Consider the following 16,758-nt stretch of genomic DNA (forward strand, 5'->3'; position numbering starts at 1 on the left):
CACCCCGTTTCAGCCTGGCACGGCGGACCCGCATCGGCACTCCGGGCGCCCCGGCACCGCCCGGAGCCCGGAGCTACGCCGACGCCGGGTGCGGTGGGTGCGGCGGGCGGGCCGGGGCGACCGGGGGCGCGGGGAGGGGCGGGAGCTCGGGGGTGTGCAGCCAGGCGGTGAGGAGCTCGTCCACGGGCTCGGTGGCGTAACGGGTCACGTGGGCGGTGAACACCGCGGTGGTGACCACCCCGTGGCGGTGCACGCCGGCCCAGTCACGGAGCATGCGGAAGAACGCGCTGTCGCCCAGGGCGCAGCGGATCGCGTGGACGGTCAGGCCCCCGCGCTGGTAGAGACGGTCGTCGAACATCAGCTTGCGGCCCGGGTCGGCCAGGCGCAGGTCCTGCGGCTGCACCGAGAGCAGCCGGTGGGCGGCGGTGGCGAGGTCGTGCGCGGGGCGGCCGCCGGAGCGCTCCGACCAGAGCCACTCCGCGTACTTCGCGAGGCCCTCGTTGAGCCAGATGTGCCGCCAGTCGGCGATGGTGACGCTGTTGCCGAACCACTGGTGCGCGAGTTCGTGCGCGATGAGGCGCTCCGAACCGCGGGCGCCGTCGACGTGGTTGGCGCCGAAGAGGGAGAGGCCCTGGGCCTCGACGGGGACGTCGAGTTCCTCGTCGGCGACGACGACGGCGTACTCGCCGAAGGGGTAGGGCCCGAAGAGTTCCTCGAAGAGGCGCATCATGGCGGGCTGCCGGGCGAAGTCGCGGGAGAACCGCGGCAGCAGGTGCGCCGGTACGTGGGCGGTCTGCGCGACGCCGCCGAGGCCGGGGTCGCCGAGCAGCACCGTCTGGTAGAGGCCGATGGACAGGCCGACCAGGTAGCTGGAGGTCGGCGCGGGCTGCTCGTAGACCCAGGTGGTGGTGCTGGCCCGGGTGGTCCGGGTGAGGAGGCGGCCGCCCGCCACGACGGTGTAGGCGGAGGGCGTGTTGACAGAGATGTGGTACGAGGCCTTGTCAGCGGGTCGGTCGTTGCACGGGTACCAGGAGGGTGCGCCGACGGGCTGGCTGGCCACCAGCGCGCCGTCGGCCAGTTCCTCCCAGCCGAGGCCGCCCCAGGGGCTGCGCACGGGCTTGGGGTTGCCCGCCCAGTGCACCTCCACGGTGAACGCGGCGCCGGCGGGCAGCGGCTTGGCGGGCCGTATGCGCAGCTTGCCGCCCCGGTGGGCGTAGTGCGGGACGCGGCCGTCGACCAGGACGCGGCCCACCTTGAACTCGGCCAGGTTCAGGGCGAACTCGGCGAGCGGGGCCCGGCCGGCGATCGCGCTGAGCCGGGCCGTACCGGAGAGCCGGTTGGGTCCGGGGCGGTACTCCAGAGCGAGTTCGTACCGGTGCACGCGGTAACGGGGGTCACCGTTGGCCGGGAAGTACGGGTCCGGTGCCGCTGCCTTCTGGCCGCTGAGGTTCATGGCCGTTCCTGCTCCCTGCGGTGTGCCGCTGTGCCGCTGTGCCCGGCCGCTCAGGACCGCCACGCCTCGATCGGATTGCCCAGCCACCGGGTGTCGGCGGGGACGGATTCCCCGGCCATCACCAGCGAGGCGGGTCCCAGAGTGCTCCGGGCCCCGACCGTGCTCCCGGGCAGGACGATGCCGCCCGGGCCCAGGGTGGCGCCCTCGCGGAGGACCACAGTATCCGTCCTCAAGATCCGGTCGTGGAAGAGGTGCGTCTGCAGGACGCAGCCGCGGTTCACGCTGACTCCGTCACCGAGGACCACCAGGTCCGTCTCCGGCAGCCAGTAGCTCTCGCACCACACGCCGCGCCCGATCCGGGCGCCCAGGCCGCGCAGCCACAGGGACAGCAGCGGGGTGCCGGGCACCGATCCGACGAGCCACGGCACGGCCAGGACCTCGACGAAGGTGTCGGCCAGTTCGTTGCGCCAGACGAAACCGCTCCACAGCGGGTGCTCGCCGGTGCGGTGGCGGCCGACCAGCAGCCATTTGGCGGCCACCGCGACCGCGCAGGCGGCGGCTCCGGCGGCGAGCAGGACGGCGCCGGACAGCAGCGCGGCCTGCCAGAGCCCGGCGCCGGGGGCCGTGACCAGGGCGCAGAGCGCGGCCGCGGTCAGCACGGCCAGCGCGGCCGAGCAGAACACGGGGACGAGCCGGCACAGCTCGACCAGGCCGCGGGCCCACAACAGGCGGGCGGGCGGGTCGTAGGTGCGGCTGTGGTCGGCGGCGGCGGCCGACCGCGGCAGCCTGACCGGCGGCAGGCCCAGGTAGGAGCTGCCCTTCTTGGCCTTCTTCGGGGTGGCGGACAGGACGCCGACGAGTCCGTCGTCGGGCACGCTGCGCCCCGGCGCGGTCATCCCGGAGTTGCCGAGGAAGGCCCGGCGGCCGATCTCGGAGTGTCCGACGCGCATCCAGCCCCCGCCCAGCTCGTAGGGGGCGGTCAGGGTGTCGTCCGCGAGGAAGGCGCCTTCACCGACGGTGGTCAGGCTGGGCAGGCCGAGCACGGTCGACACCTCGGCGCCTCGGCCGATCTTCATGCCGAGGAGCCGCAGCCACACCGGGGTGATCAGGCCGGCGTACAGGGGGAAGAGCGTCTCGCGGGCCAGGTCCATCAGCTGGGTGACGGTCCAGGCCTGCCAGCCGGTGCGGCTGTGGGTGGGGTGCGTGCCCGTACGCAGTCCGAGGCTGAGCAGGCGTACGGAGACCAGCAGCAGCAGCGCGTACGCGAACCCGAAGGCGAGCGCCCCGGGGACCACGGCGAGCAGGGCCCCGCGCAGGGCCTGTGCGAGCCCGGCGTCGGCGGGCACGAACCGGCTCGCCACGAGCAGGGCGGGCAGGGCGGCGAGCACCGGCAGGGCCGTCAGGCCGAAGCCGGCCGCCCCGTAGGCGGCCCGCCAGGGCAGCCCGCGCGGCGGGCGTTCCCTGGGCCAGTTCCGCTTGGCCCTGCCGAGCTTGACGGCGGGCGCCCCGGCCCAGCGCTGCCCGGTGGGGATCTGCCCGACCACGGCGGAGCCGGGGGCCACCTCGGCCCGCTTGCCGACGCGCGCTCCGGGGAACAGCATGCTGCGGGTGCCGACCACCGCGCCCGCACCGACCTTGACCGGGCCGATCTCCAGTCGGTCGCCGTCGAGCCAGTGCCCGCAGAGGTCCACCTCGGACTCGACGGCGCAGCCTCGGCCGAGCTTGAGCATGCCCGTCACCGGCGGCAGCGAGTGCAGGTCCACCTCGGGGCCGACCTTGGCGCCGAGCGCCCGCGCGTAGCGCTCCAGCCAGGAACCGGTGAGCGAGGTCGCCCCGGCGTACTCGGCCAGCCGTTCGGCCGTCCACAGCCTCAGGTGCACGCTCCCGCCGCGCGGGTAGCGCCCGGCCTTCACCCCGCGCAGCAGCAGGCGCGCGCCGCCGGCCGCGATCGCGAGGCGGCCCGGCGGGCTGTACAGCAGCGCCGCGCCTGCGGCGACGAGCCACCACGAGGCGGTCGGCGCCCACGGGTAGGGCCCGAAGTGGTGCAGTACGTTGCCCAGGGCCAGCAGCGCCACCGTCCAGCGGGCCCCGACCAGGGTGAACAGGGGGAGCAGCAGGAGCGTCTGCACCACCTCGGCGCGCCGCGGAACGGGCGCGACGGTCCGGATGGCGCCGTCCTCGCGCACGGACTTCTCCAGGCGCCGGGCCAGCTTGCGCAGGACGGGCTGCTGGTAGATGTCGAGGACGGCCGCCCTCGGGTAGCGGGTGCGCAGGCGGGTGGTGAGCTGTGCCGCGGCGAGGCTGTTGCCGCCGATGGCGAAGAAGTCGTCGGCGGCGCCGGTCACGGCCACCCCGAGGGTCTCGCTCCACTGTTCGGCGAGCCAGGCCTCGGTGCCGTACAGCTGTTCCGCGGGACCGGTGGTCTCCAGTTCGGGCAGCGGCCAGGGCAGGGCGTCGCGGTCGACCTTGCCGGAGGTGCGGGTGGGCAGTTCGGTGACGGGCGCGAGGAGGGGGACGAGCGCGGCGGGCAGTTCGGCGCGCAGCCGGGTGACGGCCGCCGCGTGGTCCCAGCCGTCCTGGGTGACGAGGTAGCCGACGAGCAGCTGGTTGCCGCTGCGGGCGGTGCGGACGGCCGCGGCGGCGCCGGCGACGCCGGGCAGGGCCTGGAGGGCGGCGTCGACCTCGCCGAGTTCGATGCGGCGCCCGCCGAGTTTGATCTGCTCGTCGGCGCGGCCGAGGAAGACCAGCCCCTCCGGTTCGGCGCGGACGAGGTCGCCGCTGCGGTAGGCGCGCTGCCAGCCGAGGGATTCCAGCGGGGCGTACTTCTCGGCGTCCTTGTCGGGGTCGAGGTAGCGGGCGAGCCCGACGCCCCCGATGACGAGCTGGCCGCTGCCGCCCATGGGCACCGGTTCACCGGCCCCGTCGACGACGGCCAGCTCCCAGCCCGCGAGAGGAAGGCCGATTCTGATCGGTTCCTCACCGGTCAGGAGCGCGGCACAGGCCACGACGGTGGCCTCGGTGGGGCCGTAGGTGTTCCAGACCTCGCGGCCCTCGGTGACCAGGCGCTGGGTCAGTTCGGGCGGGCAGGCCTCGCCGCCGAAGATCAGCAGCCGGACCTCGTCGAGGGCCTCCGGCTCCCAGAGCGCGGCCAGGGTCGGCACGGTGGAGACCACGGTGATCTCCTGCTCCGCCAGCCAGGGGCCGAGGTCGGCGCCGCTGCGCACCTGGGAGCGGGGTACGGGCACGAGGCAGGCGCCGTAGCGCCAGGCGAGCCACATCTCCTCGCAGGAGGCGTCGAAGGCGACGGAGAGTCCGGCCATGACGCGGTCGCCGGGGCCGATGGGTTCGTCGGTGAGGAACAGGGCGGCTTCGGCGTCGACGAAGGCGGCGGCGCTGCGGTGGCTGACGGCCACGCCCTTGGGCCTGCCGGTGGAGCCGGAGGTGAAGATGATCCAGGCGTCGTGTTCGGGTCCGGGCCGGGCGGCCGGGGTGCGGACGCCGGCGCCCGCGCCGGGGGTGTCCACGGGGTCGATGCGGCCTGCGGCGCCCAGGACGGCCCGTACGCCGGCTTCGCCGAAGACCAGCTCGGCGCGTTCGTCGGGGTCCTCGGCGTCGACCGGGACGTAGGCGGCGCCCGCGGCGAGGACGGCGAGGATGCCCGTGTACAGCTCGTTGGTGCCCGAGGGCACGCGTACGCCGACGCGGTCGCCGAGGCCCACTCCGGCGGCGTCCAGGGCGCGCCGGCGGCGCTCGACCTCGGTGGCGAGGGCCCGGTAGGTCAGACGGGTGGTGCCGTCGTCGAGGGCGAGCTCGTCGGGGTGGGCCCGTACGGAGGCCTCGAATACGTCGACGAGGGTGCGTACCGGGGCCGCGGGGCCCGCCGTGAACCGGGCGGACTTCCCGGGCTCGTCGTACGGGGGCGCGTCCGGGTGCCCGTCCGTACGCCCGGCCGTACGCCCGGCGGCCGTGTGCCCGTCGTCGTCGAGCAGGGTGACTTCACCGTGTCCCGGTGTGGCTGTCATGGGCCCTCGCGTCTCGTTCCCGGAAACGTCCGGGTCGCCGGACGGAGCCCGGGTTCGCCCGGGTTGTTCCGGTCCAGCGCCAAACAACCCGCCAGTCTAGTGCGGCATCAAGGATTTTCCCGTTGAAGCCTGTGGCGTGGCCGGGAAGGAGACACCGTCCGGAGCTGGGTCCGGACGCGACCGGGGGGCGCCGGAGTCAGACGCGCACCATGCGCGAGACGGCCCGCGAGGCCTCGGTGACCTTGTCGCGGGCGGCGTCCGCGCCCTCGGCGTCCGCGCCCTCGGCGTCCGCGCCGTCGGCGACGGCGTCGGCGACGCAGGAGCGGAGGTGGTGCGTATCCATGCAACGACGGCCGGCGGCCGGGTGTTCCGCCGGGCGGGTCCGGCCGCGCGGCCCCCGGCCCGCGACGGGGCGCCGCCGGCGGGGGCCGTCGCGGTCAGTGGGAGTGCCCGTCCGGCTGCTCGGGCGCGGCCGGGGCGGCCGGGGACGCGGGCGGTGCGGCCGGGGCCTCGGGAGCGGCGGCGCCGGCCCGGACCGTGAAGGCCGCGGTGCGGACCGTGCCCCCGTGCTGGAAGTCCAGGAAGAGCCGGTAGCTGCCGGCGCTCGGGGCGGTGGCGGTGAAGGAGACGTCCGGGCCGGGTCCGCCCTCGTTGGGGTGGACGTGGAGGTAGGCCAGGTCCCCGTCGCGCAGGGCGACCAGGTGGCCGTAGGCCCCGAGGTACGGCTCCAGGTCGGTGACCGGCCTGCCGTCCTTGCTGACGGTGAGCTTCAGCTCGCCGGCCTTGCCGGGGGCGAGGTCGCCCGCGAGGTCGACCCGGTAGCCGTCCACCTCGGCGGTCCGCGACTCCGGGGGCAGCGCCTCGGGGGCGTAGGCGCCCGCGACCGACAGGTCCGCGCCGAGGGTGACGCCCTTGGCACCCTCGGCGGCGGGGGTGAAGTCGGCGAAGGCCTTGTAGCCGCCCGCTGCCGGGAGGTCGACGGGGGTCGACCAGGTGCCGTCGGCGGCCCGCACCGGGTGCAGGTGGCGGTAGACGGTGAGGTCGCGCGAGGCGACGATGAAGTGCAGCTCCTTGCCGTGCTCGGTCTTGAAGGCGGTGACGGGGCGGCCCGCGGCGTCCTTGACGGAGAACTTCAGCTCGCCCTGCCCCGACGCCCTGCGCGGGGATTCCAGGCTCAGCGTGTAGCCGCCCTCGGAGACCTGGAGCCCGCCGGCCGCCGGGCCCTGGCCGGGGTTCTCGTGTGCGGCGTGTCCGGCGGCTCCCCCACCGGCGGGCGCCGCGTGGCCCGCGTGCTCCGCACCGGCCGGCGCGCCGACGGGGCCCACGCCCGCGCCGACCCCGTAGGCGGTCCCGAAGGTCGCCGCCAAGGCGGCCGCGAAGACGGCGATCCTCACTCCGGTATTCATGGCTGCTCTCCCGTACGAGGTAGACGACGTACTGCCGCATCCAGCGGTTTCATGACCTCACCATACCCCTGGGGGGTATCAAGTCAAGCCGGGTCGGCGCTTGCGTCGGATACCACTGGGGGGTATACCTGAGACCAGAAACCAGATACCCCCAGTGGGTATCCGACGGATCCAAGGAGAAACGTATGTCTTCCTGCTGCACCCCTGACGGCAGCTGCGGTACCGGCACCACCACCGTCACGGCCGTCGTCGACAGCACCGCCACCGCCTACCGCGTGTCCGGCATGAGCTGCGGCCACTGCAGGACCGCCATCACCGCCTCCGTCGGGGCCCTCCCGGGGGTCCTCTCCGTGGACGTGGACGTCGACGGCGGCCTGGTCACCGTGACGACGGCGGGCGACCCCGACGACGCCGCGATCGGCGCCGCGGTCGACGACGCCGGCTACGAGCTCACCGGCCGGGCCTGACACACCGCCCGGCCCCGGCCCACCGGCCGCCGGGGCCCCGTCCACACCACCGGGCCCCGGCCCCCACCCCGCGCTCGAACGAGGAGCAGCCCTCATGACCACCATCACTCCCGGCGCCGCCCAGGTCGAGCTCGCCATCGGCGGCATGACCTGTGCCTCCTGCGCGGCCCGCATCGAGAAGAAGCTCAACCGCATGGACGGGGTCGAGGCCACCGTCAACTACGCCACCGAGAAGGCCAGGGTCACCTTCGACGCCGACGTCTCCGTCGCGGACCTGATCGCCACGGTCGAGGCCACCGGCTACACCGCCAGGGAGCCGGCGCCCGCCCGCGACCGGGGCCCGTCCGGCGCCGGGGAGGAGCCGGAGGAGGCCGACGAGCTGCGCCCCCTGCGCCAGCGGCTCACCACCGCCGTCGCCCTGGCCGTGCCGGTCATCGCGATGGCCATGGTCCCGGCCCTGCAGATCGACTACTGGCAGTGGCTCTCGCTGACCCTGGCCGCCCCCGTCGTCACCTACGCCGCCTGGCCCTTCCACCGCGCCGCCTGGACCAACGCCCGCCACGGCGCGGCCACCATGGACACGCTGATCTCGGTGGGCACGACCGCGGCCTTCCTCTGGTCGCTGTGGGCCCTGTTCTTCGGCACCGCCGGCACGCCCGGCATGACCCACGCCTTCGAGTTCACCATCGCCCGCAGCGACGGCGCCGGGAACATCTACCTGGAGGCGGCCGCCGGGGTCACCGCCTTCATCCTCGCCGGCCGGTACTTCGAGGCCCGCTCCAAGCGCAAGGCCGGCGCGGCCCTGAAGGCCCTGCTGGAACTGGGCGCCAAGGAGGTCACGGTGCTCCGCGGGGGCCAGGAGGTCACCGTGCCGACGGCCGACCTCCAGGCCGGGATGCGCTTCCTGGTCCGCCCCGGCGAGAAGATCGCCACCGACGGCACCGTGGTCGAGGGCTCCTCCGCCGTGGACGCCTCCATGCTGACCGGCGAGTCCGTGCCCGTGGAGGTCTCCGTCGGGGACTCCGTCACCGGCGCCACCCTCAACGCGGGCGGCCGCCTGGTCGTCGAGGCCACCCGGGTCGGCGCCGACACCCAGCTGGCGCGGATGGCCAAGATGGTGGAGGACGCGCAGAACGGCAAGGCCGCCGCGCAGCGCCTCGCCGACAAGATCTCCGCCGTGTTCGTCCCGGTCGTCATCGGCCTCGCCCTGGCCACCCTCGGCTTCTGGCTCGGCACCGGCTCCGGCCTCGCGGCCTCCTTCACCGCCGCCGTCGCCGTACTGATCATCGCCTGCCCCTGCGCCCTGGGCCTGGCCACCCCGACCGCCCTGATGGTCGGCACCGGCCGCGGCGCCCAGCTCGGCATCCTGATCAAGGGGCCCGAGATCCTGGAGACCACCCGCAAGGTCGACACCATCGTCCTCGACAAGACCGGCACCGTCACCACCGGCCGGATGACCCTGCTCGCCGTGCACACCGCGGAGGGCGTCGCCGAGAACGACGTACTGCGGCTGGCGGGCGCGCTGGAGCACTCCTCCGAGCACCCGATCGCCCAGGCCGTAGCGACCGGCGCGGCCGCCCGGGTCGGCACCCTGCCCACCCCCGAGGACTTCGCCAACATCCCCGGCCTCGGCGTCCAGGGCGTCGTCGACGGGCACGCGGTCCTGGTGGGCCGCCAGAAGCTGCTCGCCGAGTGGGCGATGGCGCTGCCCCCGCACCTGGAGCACGCCAAGGCCGCGGCGGAGAACGCCGGGCGCACCGCCATCGCGGTGGCCTGGGACGGTGAGGCGCGGGCCGTCCTGGAGGTCGCGGACGCCGTCAAGGACACCAGCGCCGAGGCGATCCGCCGGCTGCGCGCCCTGGGCCTGACCCCGATCCTGCTGACCGGCGACAACAAGGCCGTCGCGGAGTCCGTCGCGGCCGAGGTCGGCATCGACGAGGTCATCGCCGAGGTCATGCCGCAGGACAAGGTCGACGTCGTGAAGCGGCTGCAGTCCCAGGGCCGCAGCGTCGCGATGGTCGGCGACGGGGTCAACGACGCGGCCGCGCTCGCCCAGGCCGACCTGGGCCTGGCCATGGGCACCGGCACCGACGCCGCGATCGAGGCCGGCGACCTGACCCTCGTACGGGGCGACCTGCGGGCCGCGGCCGACGCGATCCGGCTCGCCCGCAAGACGCTCGGCACCATCCGCTCGAACCTGTTCTGGGCCTTCGCCTACAACGTGGCCGCCCTGCCGCTCGCCGCGGCCGGACTGCTCAACCCGATGATCGCCGGAGCGGCCATGGCCTTCTCCTCGGTCTTCGTCGTCGGCAACAGCCTGCGTCTGCGCGGCTTCCGGGCCGCCGCCAACTGAGGAGCTCCCGTGGCCGGTTACGAACCACACAAGGAAGACGTCATCAGACGCCTGCGGCGGATCGAGGGCCAGGTCCGCGGCGTGCAGCGGATGGTCGCCGAGGACGTCTACTGCATCGACGTGCTCACCCAGGTGTCCGCCGTCAGCGCCGCGCTCCAGTCCTGTGCCGTGACCCTGCTCGACGGACACCTGGGCTCCTGCGTCACCGAGGCCATCGCCGAGGGCGGGGACGCGGCGAAGGCCAAGGTGGACGAGGCCACCAAGGCCATCGCCCGGCTGATCCGCGCATAGACCCGGCCGGTGCGCCGACCGCTCCTCCACACACGGCAGTTCGTGGAGGGGCGGTCGGCTTTTCCGTGCCCGCCCGGGGCACGCGTACCGGACCCGACCCGGCTGCCCGACCACCCGAATTGCCCGCCATTCTGGGCCTGTGCGGGCTCAGGACCGGCGTCAGGGGCGTTTCAAAGTCCCGTCGATCACGCAAGTCTGCAGGCCACAGCAGCGTGAGGGGTCTGGGCTAGCCCATGACGTACGCAACGAAACTCCGGTTGCACGGGGCGACCTTGCCAAGGCGCCCTGGACCAACGGAGTTTCGAGCTGCCGCCGGTCTGCCACCGCCTGCCTCGTCAAGTCGCCCGCTCTGGGTGGCGTGGCGGGACTCTCGCTGATGGAGCGGCTGCGGGTGCTGCCCGATCCGCGTCGACGGCGCGGTGTGCGTCACCCGTTCGTGACAGTGCTGCTGCTTGCCGCGTCAGCGGTGGTCGCTGGCGCGCGCTCGTACGCGGCGATCGGCCGGTGGGCCGCGAGCGCACCGCAGCTCGCCCTGACCCACCTCCTTGCCCGCCTGACCAGCACTCTCACAAGATCACGGGGCTTCGCAACGGCCCTGCCCTGCCCTCGGCCCTGCCCGTTCGTACATTGTTCGCTCAAGGACCAGGGTGGTTGCATTTGAACCCGGTTGAACAGTCAGGTAACAACTGTTCCACCGGAATCCATTTCAGAGCTAGAAACCGGAGGAATTTCTCATGGTTCGTCACCACGCCGTCAGCCTGCGCCCTCGCCTCGACAAGATCCGGGTGCGCGCCGGTAAGTGATTGACCGGTGTGCCGCGGGTCCCGTACCCGCGGCACACCGTCCCCATTCGTACTGCCGGAAGTCGGAACATCGCGGCGTGAAATCGCGCCGGTAATTCAGGAGAAGTGGATCCGTACATGAGAGTCACTGAGGAAAGCCACGGCGTTCCGGTCCTGATCGGGGCTGATTCAGCGCGGCGTACGACGTCCCTCTGCTTCTCCATCGCGTTCGGCGGGCGGCACGACTCGCCGGAGGGCTCGGGCGCGGCCCACCTGATGGAGCACTTGCTGATGTCCGCTCCGCTGGACGGTGGCGCCTCGCTGGCCGAGCGCATCGAAGGCCTCGGCGGTGAATGCAATGCTTCCACCGGGCCCGAATCTCTCCTGTTCTTTGCCCAGGTGATGAACGAGGATGCCTGTGCCGTTGCGCAGTGGATGACGCAGGCGGTACTCCATCCGGAAATCGACGACAAGATATTCGATTCCGAGCGCCGCGTCGTGCTTACGGAATTGGCCGCCGCAGCAGCCGACCCGAGTGACATCGTCCAGGAGAGGTTCCTCGCCGAACTCTTCCGGGGGCACCCCCTTTCGCAGCCTTCCGGTGGCACCGAGGAGAGCGTCCGGGAATTGTCCCTGAACATTGTCGAGGAGTCGCACCGGAGGGCGACGACGACACGCCCCATGGCCTTCTCCGCAGTCGGCGGAATAGATCCGGAAGCTCTTCGCGCCACGCTCGGCAACTCGGCGCTGGCCTCGGCCGCGGTCGCACCGCTGACGTCTGGCGGCCCAGTGGTCGAACCGCCCGCGCTGCCCCTCGTTTCGCAGCGGACCGACCCGTCCTGGCCCGACGAGTTCTGCTGGCTGGTTGCCGGCGGACGGGCCCCGCGGCTCGCGGACCGGGAGCGGTTCGCCTCCGTCGTGCTGGGCCATCTCCTCGGTTCGAGTGCCGCCTCCCCGCTCTACCAGCGGCTCCGCGGGGAGAACGCCCTCGCCTACATGTTCCGCTCCTGGTCCCGCAGCTACAGCGACACGGGCGCCTGGCGCTTCCTCGCCGGCGCCGAACCCGAGAACGCCCCGCGCGTCCTGGAGGAATTCCGCAGCGCCCTGTCCGAGGTCGCGAACAAGGGGCCGCTGGAAGGGTCGCTGGCCGCGGCCCGCCGGCTGGCGGTGATGGAGGCCGTGCGGGAGGCGGAGGACCCGCTGGAGCACGCGATCACCCTGGCGAACCAGCGTTGCGCGCTGCCCGGGCCGTGGGATCCGGAGCAGCACATCCAAGCGGTGCTGGCGACGACCGGCGAGGAGGTCGCCGCAGCCGCGGCCCGGCTCTCCGACGAACTCCTGGTCGTGGCGAGCCCGGAGGGAGCATGACCTCCTTCGCTGTCTCACCGGCCTTCCTCGACGCCGCCGGCCCGGCCGGGATGCTGCTGAGGGTCCAGGGGCAGGACTGTGTCGCCGGTTCGTACCACGATCCGGTCGCCGACGAGACCCGCTGCCTCGTCGAGTACGCGGACCAGGCGCTCCTGGCCGACCTCTCTCCGCTCCTGCCGGTGCTCCGAGCACGGTACCCGGAGTGCACGAGCCTGCTGGTGCGCGTCCTGCCGGGGGGCGAGGTCGACGCGAGGCTGAGCCCGTTCCTCACCTACGTGCGGTATGCGGCCGAGCCGGACGGGCCGGCGGCTGACGTGGCGGAGCCAACGATTCTGCGGGTGACGGAAGTCGACGACGACTGCGCCCCCCTGGTCGAGGAGTGGATGGCGCGGGCGATCAGTGACGGAGCGTCGGCCCAAGGGGGGCGACCCGATCCTTCCGTGGCACTGGACGCGGCCCGCACACTACTGGCCGGTGCGGAGCGCACCTCGTTCGTCGCCTGGCTGGACGGGATGGCGATCGGCCACGCCACGGTGCGCCGTGACGGCTACGACGACCCCAGCGATACCGAGTTCCTTGAGCTCATCGACATCCTCGTCGATTCCGACGCGCACCGGTCGGCCGCCACCCGAGCACTGGTGCGGGCCTGTGCGGAACTGGCCGGGACGACCGGCCTCCCGCTGGTCGGCCACGTCAGTCACCCGCTCCCCGGCACCGGAACGGACAGCGGAGCGCGGATCGTCGCCGGGCTGGTGAGCCAGGGTTGGCAGCCGGCCTTCGGCTACCGGCACCTATCGCTCGCCTGAGCTCAACGCCGCGGCCGACCAGGCCGTCCGAGCCGTGCCCCCCATGAAGCCCTGTCACATCCGAAGCTCCGTCATGTCTGATGCCACGTCACGAAGGGACGCGCATGTCCGACTCTCCCCCCGCGTCGCCGCCGCCGCTCACCTTGGACCTGCTCTACACGGCGCTCGGCATGGATCCGCAGGAGCCGCTCCGTGACCTGGTCCGGGCCGCCCGTACCCAGCGCGGCCACCTGGCCCCGCTGGTCCTCTCCGTTGCCACCGGGCAGGGCGAGGCGTTGGGCAGCGGGTCGTCGGACGAACTGCGCCGGATGCGGGTACGGACGGACGACTACCGCACCCTCGCCGCCCAGCTGACGGCCGCCGTTCCCGGAGCCCGCGTCCTCAAGGGGCCGGCGCTGGCACAGCACTACCCGCCCGCGGTCCTGCGCCCCAGCGGCGACCTCGACGTCTACCTGCCGGGCGAGTCCGCCCTGTGGCACGCCGTGCGCGAGGTCTTCCGCACCCGGCCGGTGAACGACGTCGACATCACGCTCATCGGCCAGGGCGCCGGAGCGCACTGGGTCGTCGTACTGCGATGGTCCGCGGAGGACCCGGTCCTCGACCCCGACCACCGTGTCGAACTGGTGACCTTCGCCTACCCCGAGCGCGCCGGGGCCGCCCCGATGCGGGTGCGACCCCCGCAGGACCAGGTCACCTCCGATCTGCTGGCGATCGCCGACGAGCGATTCGACCGCCCCTTCACCGTCAAGGACGTCCTCGACCTGGCCTTCACGCTCGACAGCCCGCACTGCCCGCCCCCGGAAGCACTGGTCTCGGCAGCGGACGCCTACCGGCTGGCTCCGGAACTGCTCCTGCTGAGCCAGGCGCTGCGCAGCGCGCCGGAGTTGACCAGTCCGCGGAACGAACTGCTGCTGCCGCTGCTCACCGACGCCGCCGCGCGCGAGGAGGCCGCGCGCGAGGAGGCCCTGCGCAATGCCCAGCCCGTGCAAACCGCCGCCACGCCAACAGCCACAGCACAGACCGAGCCGAGCGCGCGACAGTGCCTGGAGGACGGTCGGCCGCTGTACGGCCTGCGGCTGAACCCGGACCTGGCCCCGCGAGACGGCGACGCAGTACAGCTCCGCCTCCTCGGCGACGACGTCCTGCTGCGCTGCCCCGTCGGGGACTTCCTCCTGGTGGCCTCGGAGCTGGTCGACCCCGGTACCTACGAGGCGGCGCTCGAAGCGCTCGCGGCGGAGGAGAACAACCAGGCGGTGGCACGGGCATGAGCGCGGACATGCTTCAGGTCGAAGCCCTCACCCGCCGCTTCCGCAACCGCAAGGGCAACGAGGTCACCGCGCTCGACGGGGTCACCCTGCACGCACGGGAAGGAGAAGTCGTCGGTCTCCTCGGGCCCAACGGTGCCGGAAAGACGACGCTCTCACGGATCCTGACGACACTGCTGCTCCCCACCGGTGGCATCGCCCGGGTCGACGGCCTCGACGTGGTCCACGACGCACGTCAGGTGCGGGAACGCATCGGGCTGGTGCTCGGTGGCGAGCGGGGTCTGTACAACCGACTGACTGCTCGTCAGAACCTGCGCTACTGGGGCGCGATGCAAGGACTGCCGGGAAAGGCATGCCGCAGCCGCGCCGACGAGCTGCTGGAGCGGCTGGGACTGAGTGCGCGTGCTGACGACCAGATACAGACGTACTCGCGCGGCATGGTCCAGCGCGTCCACCTGGCCAGAGCCCTGCTCCGCAGCCCCCGCCTGCTGATCATGGACGAGCCGACCAGCGGCATGGACCCGCATGCCGCGCAGGGCTTCCGTGGACTCGTCGAAGAGCTCCGTGACAGTGGTTCGACCATCCTGCTCGCCACCCATGACATGCAGGAGGCGCAGTCCCTCTGCTCGCGGATCGCCCTGATCGACCACGGCCGGATCCTGCAGGAGGGGACAACCGAGGACCTCCTCCGCGCCATCGGTACAGGCCGCACCGTGACAGCCGCCGGCGTCGCGGCGCAGCTCGCCCTGAGCATTGCAGCGATCGCCGGAGTGAGCGTCCAGGAGTCGACGCCGGACGGGCTGTTGACCCTTCGGGCCGACGGCGACGGCGCGATCGCCGCGGTGCTCCAGGCCCTCACCGCCGCCGGTGTCCACGAGCTGTCAGTGGCCGCACCCTCCCTGACCGAGGTGTACCGCACCATCATCGAGGACCGGGAGTTCGCCCTCTGATGACTGCCTTCGTGCAACTGCAGTGGCTGCTCCTGATCCGCTCTCCGCGCCTTCTGGCCACGCTGGTCATCGTCCCGTTCTACTCGGTCGTCTTCTTCACCACCCTGCACGGGTACGGGGCGCCCGGACTGTCGGCCACCGTGGCTCTCACCGCGTTCGTCATGAGCATGTGGTCGCAGGCCATGTTCGTCGCGGCGGAGGTCGTGGACGATGACCGCTGGGACGGCACCCTGGAGCCGGCCCTGCTCACCCCGGACGCCTACGTGCGCGCGCTGACGGTCAGGGTCTGCACGACCACCGCGCTGAGCCTGCCGGTGCTGGTCGAAGTGATCGCGATCGGCCGGATCGGCTTCGGTTTCGCGCTCCCCGTCCACCGGCCGCTCCTGGCGCTGACGGCCTCCCTGCTACTGGTCGTCGGCACCGCCGGCTTCGCGCTGATGGTCAGCGCGTTGATGATCCTCATGCCTGGTGGGCGCAACCTGCGGAACGCCCTGACCTACCCGTTCTACATCCTCGGAGGGCTGATCCTGCCGGCGGCCGCGCTGCCGGTACCGGTCCGACAACTCACCCAGCTGTTCTTCCTCTCGTACGGCACGCAGCTGCTGCGCGCGGCGATGGCCGGATCCTCCGGGAGCCACTGGAAGGACCTCTCGCTCCTGCTGCTCCTGACCGTCCTGCAGCTGGTCGCGGGAGCGGCCCTGCTGCGCCGCGCGCTGTCGCGAGCCCGTCACGGGGAGGCCCGACTCTATGCGTAAGGCCGAAGCACTGATCCGTCAGATCGGCTACGGGCTGCTGAGCAGCTATCAGGACTACCGGGCTCTCTACACCTGGCGCTCCTGGCTGTTCGGCTGGCTGGCGCGGCTGCTCTGCCAGGTGCTGTTCTTCTCCATGGTTGGCTGGGCGATCGGCTCCGCCGCCACCCAGCGGTACATGGCGCTGGGCAATGCGGTGGTCCTGGGGCCCCTCGGCGCCTTCGGAGTGGTCTCCTCCAGTGTCGGCGAACGCCGTGGCGGCACCTTGCAGTTTCTCCTGCTCAGCCGCAACGGACCGTTCCCCGTGCTGCTGGCGCGCGGGCTCTACTGGGTCGCCGACGGCATCGTCACCTCCTGCATCGCCCTGTTCGTCCTGCGCTGGCTGGCGGACGTCGAAGTGAGCCCGCCCATGCTGCTGGTCTGCTTCCTCCTCCAGGTACTGATCACCCTGAGCGGCTACAGCCTCGCGCTGGCACTGGCGGGGATCAGCCTCCGCTGGCCGGAGAGCCGGATGTACCTGACGGCCGGTACGACAATCCTGCTGATGACGCTCGCCGGGGTGAACACCCCACTCCCGCGTGGCGGAGTCGTCGGAGCGATCGCCGCCGTAATGCCTGCCGCACACGGCCTCCAGGCGATCCGTGCGCTCGTCGCCCATGGCACGGTCCCGGCAGGCGAGGTGTTCGCGGAATTCGCAGTGCTCCTCCTCTGGGGAGCGGTGGGCTACTTGGCGCTCACCGGATCCCTTCGTCATCAGGTCCGTACCGGAACGCTCAACCTCCGCTGAAGGCGCGCTGCAGCCACGCGGCAGCCCCCACGGCAGCCCCCGTCCCGGAACCGTCC

Annotated in this window: 14 protein-coding genes; 10 read left to right on the forward strand and 4 right to left on the reverse strand. The window is 72.7% G+C overall.

From position 1 onward, the window contains the following. Nucleotides 1-73 precede the first annotated feature (73 nt). The 4 genes from SLAV_RS08860 to SLAV_RS08870 all read right to left on the reverse strand — a co-directional run bounded on the left by SLAV_RS08860 (nucleotide 74) and on the right by SLAV_RS08870 (nucleotide 6,881). Entirely contained in the window at nucleotides 74-1,453 is a 1,380-nt protein-coding gene (locus tag SLAV_RS08860; protein ID WP_030237654.1) for a M1 family metallopeptidase, read from the reverse strand. 50 nt (nucleotides 1,454-1,503) lie between these two features. Beyond that, a complete protein-coding gene (locus tag SLAV_RS08865; RefSeq protein WP_078950570.1) occupies nucleotides 1,504-5,475 on the reverse strand; it encodes a Pls/PosA family non-ribosomal peptide synthetase in 3,972 nt (1,323 codons plus the stop codon). 196 nt (nucleotides 5,476-5,671) lie between these two features. After that, entirely contained in the window at nucleotides 5,672-5,818 is a 147-nt protein-coding gene (locus tag SLAV_RS40960; RefSeq protein WP_158740830.1) for a hypothetical protein, read from the reverse strand. A gap of 94 nt (nucleotides 5,819-5,912) precedes the next feature. Continuing rightward, nucleotides 5,913-6,881, reverse strand: coding sequence for a DUF8832 domain-containing protein (locus tag SLAV_RS08870; protein WP_030237658.1), 969 nt, complete (start codon nucleotides 6,879-6,881; stop codon nucleotides 5,913-5,915). Nucleotides 6,882-7,066: 185 nt separating this feature from the next. Between SLAV_RS08870 and SLAV_RS08875 the strand changes: the two genes are divergently transcribed. From SLAV_RS08875 to SLAV_RS40965, 10 genes are all read left to right on the forward strand, one after another. Beyond that, nucleotides 7,067-7,348 (forward strand): heavy-metal-associated domain-containing protein, encoded by a 282-nt coding sequence (locus SLAV_RS08875; RefSeq protein WP_030237668.1) that lies wholly within the window; start codon nucleotides 7,067-7,069, stop codon nucleotides 7,346-7,348. Nucleotides 7,349-7,442: 94 nt separating this feature from the next. Beyond that, nucleotides 7,443-9,701 carry a heavy metal translocating P-type ATPase gene (locus SLAV_RS08880; RefSeq protein ID WP_030237671.1) on the forward strand — a complete coding sequence of 753 codons (2,259 nt, stop codon included), beginning with the start codon at nucleotides 7,443-7,445 and terminating at the stop codon, nucleotides 9,699-9,701. Nucleotides 9,702-9,710: 9 nt separating this feature from the next. Beyond that, nucleotides 9,711-9,992, forward strand: a complete 282-nt coding sequence (locus SLAV_RS08885; RefSeq protein ID WP_030237674.1) for a metal-sensitive transcriptional regulator — start codon at nucleotides 9,711-9,713, stop codon at nucleotides 9,990-9,992. Nucleotides 9,993-10,368: 376 nt separating this feature from the next. Next, nucleotides 10,369-10,653 (forward strand): transposase family protein, encoded by a 285-nt coding sequence (locus SLAV_RS42325; RefSeq protein ID WP_078950571.1) that lies wholly within the window; start codon nucleotides 10,369-10,371, stop codon nucleotides 10,651-10,653. Nucleotides 10,654-10,912: 259 nt separating this feature from the next. Continuing rightward, the gene (locus tag SLAV_RS08895; protein WP_158740834.1) at nucleotides 10,913-12,142 is read left to right on the forward strand and encodes a M16 family metallopeptidase; all 1,230 of its coding nucleotides are present in this window, start codon (nucleotides 10,913-10,915) and stop codon (nucleotides 12,140-12,142) included. Continuing rightward, nucleotides 12,139-12,948: a GNAT family N-acetyltransferase gene (locus tag SLAV_RS08900; RefSeq protein WP_030237679.1), complete on the forward strand. Its 810-nt coding sequence runs from the start codon at nucleotides 12,139-12,141 to the stop codon at nucleotides 12,946-12,948. Before SLAV_RS08895 ends, SLAV_RS08900 begins: the two co-directional genes overlap by 4 nt. A gap of 104 nt (nucleotides 12,949-13,052) precedes the next feature. Next, nucleotides 13,053-14,216, forward strand: a complete 1,164-nt coding sequence (locus SLAV_RS08905) for a nucleotidyltransferase family protein (protein ID WP_051841309.1) — start codon at nucleotides 13,053-13,055, stop codon at nucleotides 14,214-14,216. 8 nt (nucleotides 14,217-14,224) lie between these two features. After that, nucleotides 14,225-15,163, forward strand: a complete 939-nt coding sequence (locus tag SLAV_RS08910; protein WP_158740836.1) for an ABC transporter ATP-binding protein — start codon at nucleotides 14,225-14,227, stop codon at nucleotides 15,161-15,163. Next, nucleotides 15,163-15,918, forward strand: a complete 756-nt coding sequence (locus SLAV_RS08915) for an ABC transporter permease (RefSeq protein ID WP_030237689.1) — start codon at nucleotides 15,163-15,165, stop codon at nucleotides 15,916-15,918. The genes SLAV_RS08910 and SLAV_RS08915 overlap by 1 nt, the downstream gene beginning before the upstream one ends. Further along, nucleotides 15,911-16,702 carry an ABC transporter permease gene (locus SLAV_RS40965; RefSeq protein WP_030237692.1) on the forward strand — a complete coding sequence of 264 codons (792 nt, stop codon included), beginning with the start codon at nucleotides 15,911-15,913 and terminating at the stop codon, nucleotides 16,700-16,702. Before SLAV_RS08915 ends, SLAV_RS40965 begins: the two co-directional genes overlap by 8 nt. Nucleotides 16,703-16,758: the final 56 nt, after the last annotated feature.

The organism is Streptomyces lavendulae subsp. lavendulae, from assembly GCF_002803845.1.
Lineage (GTDB): Bacteria > Actinomycetota > Actinomycetes > Streptomycetales > Streptomycetaceae > Streptomyces > Streptomyces lavendulae.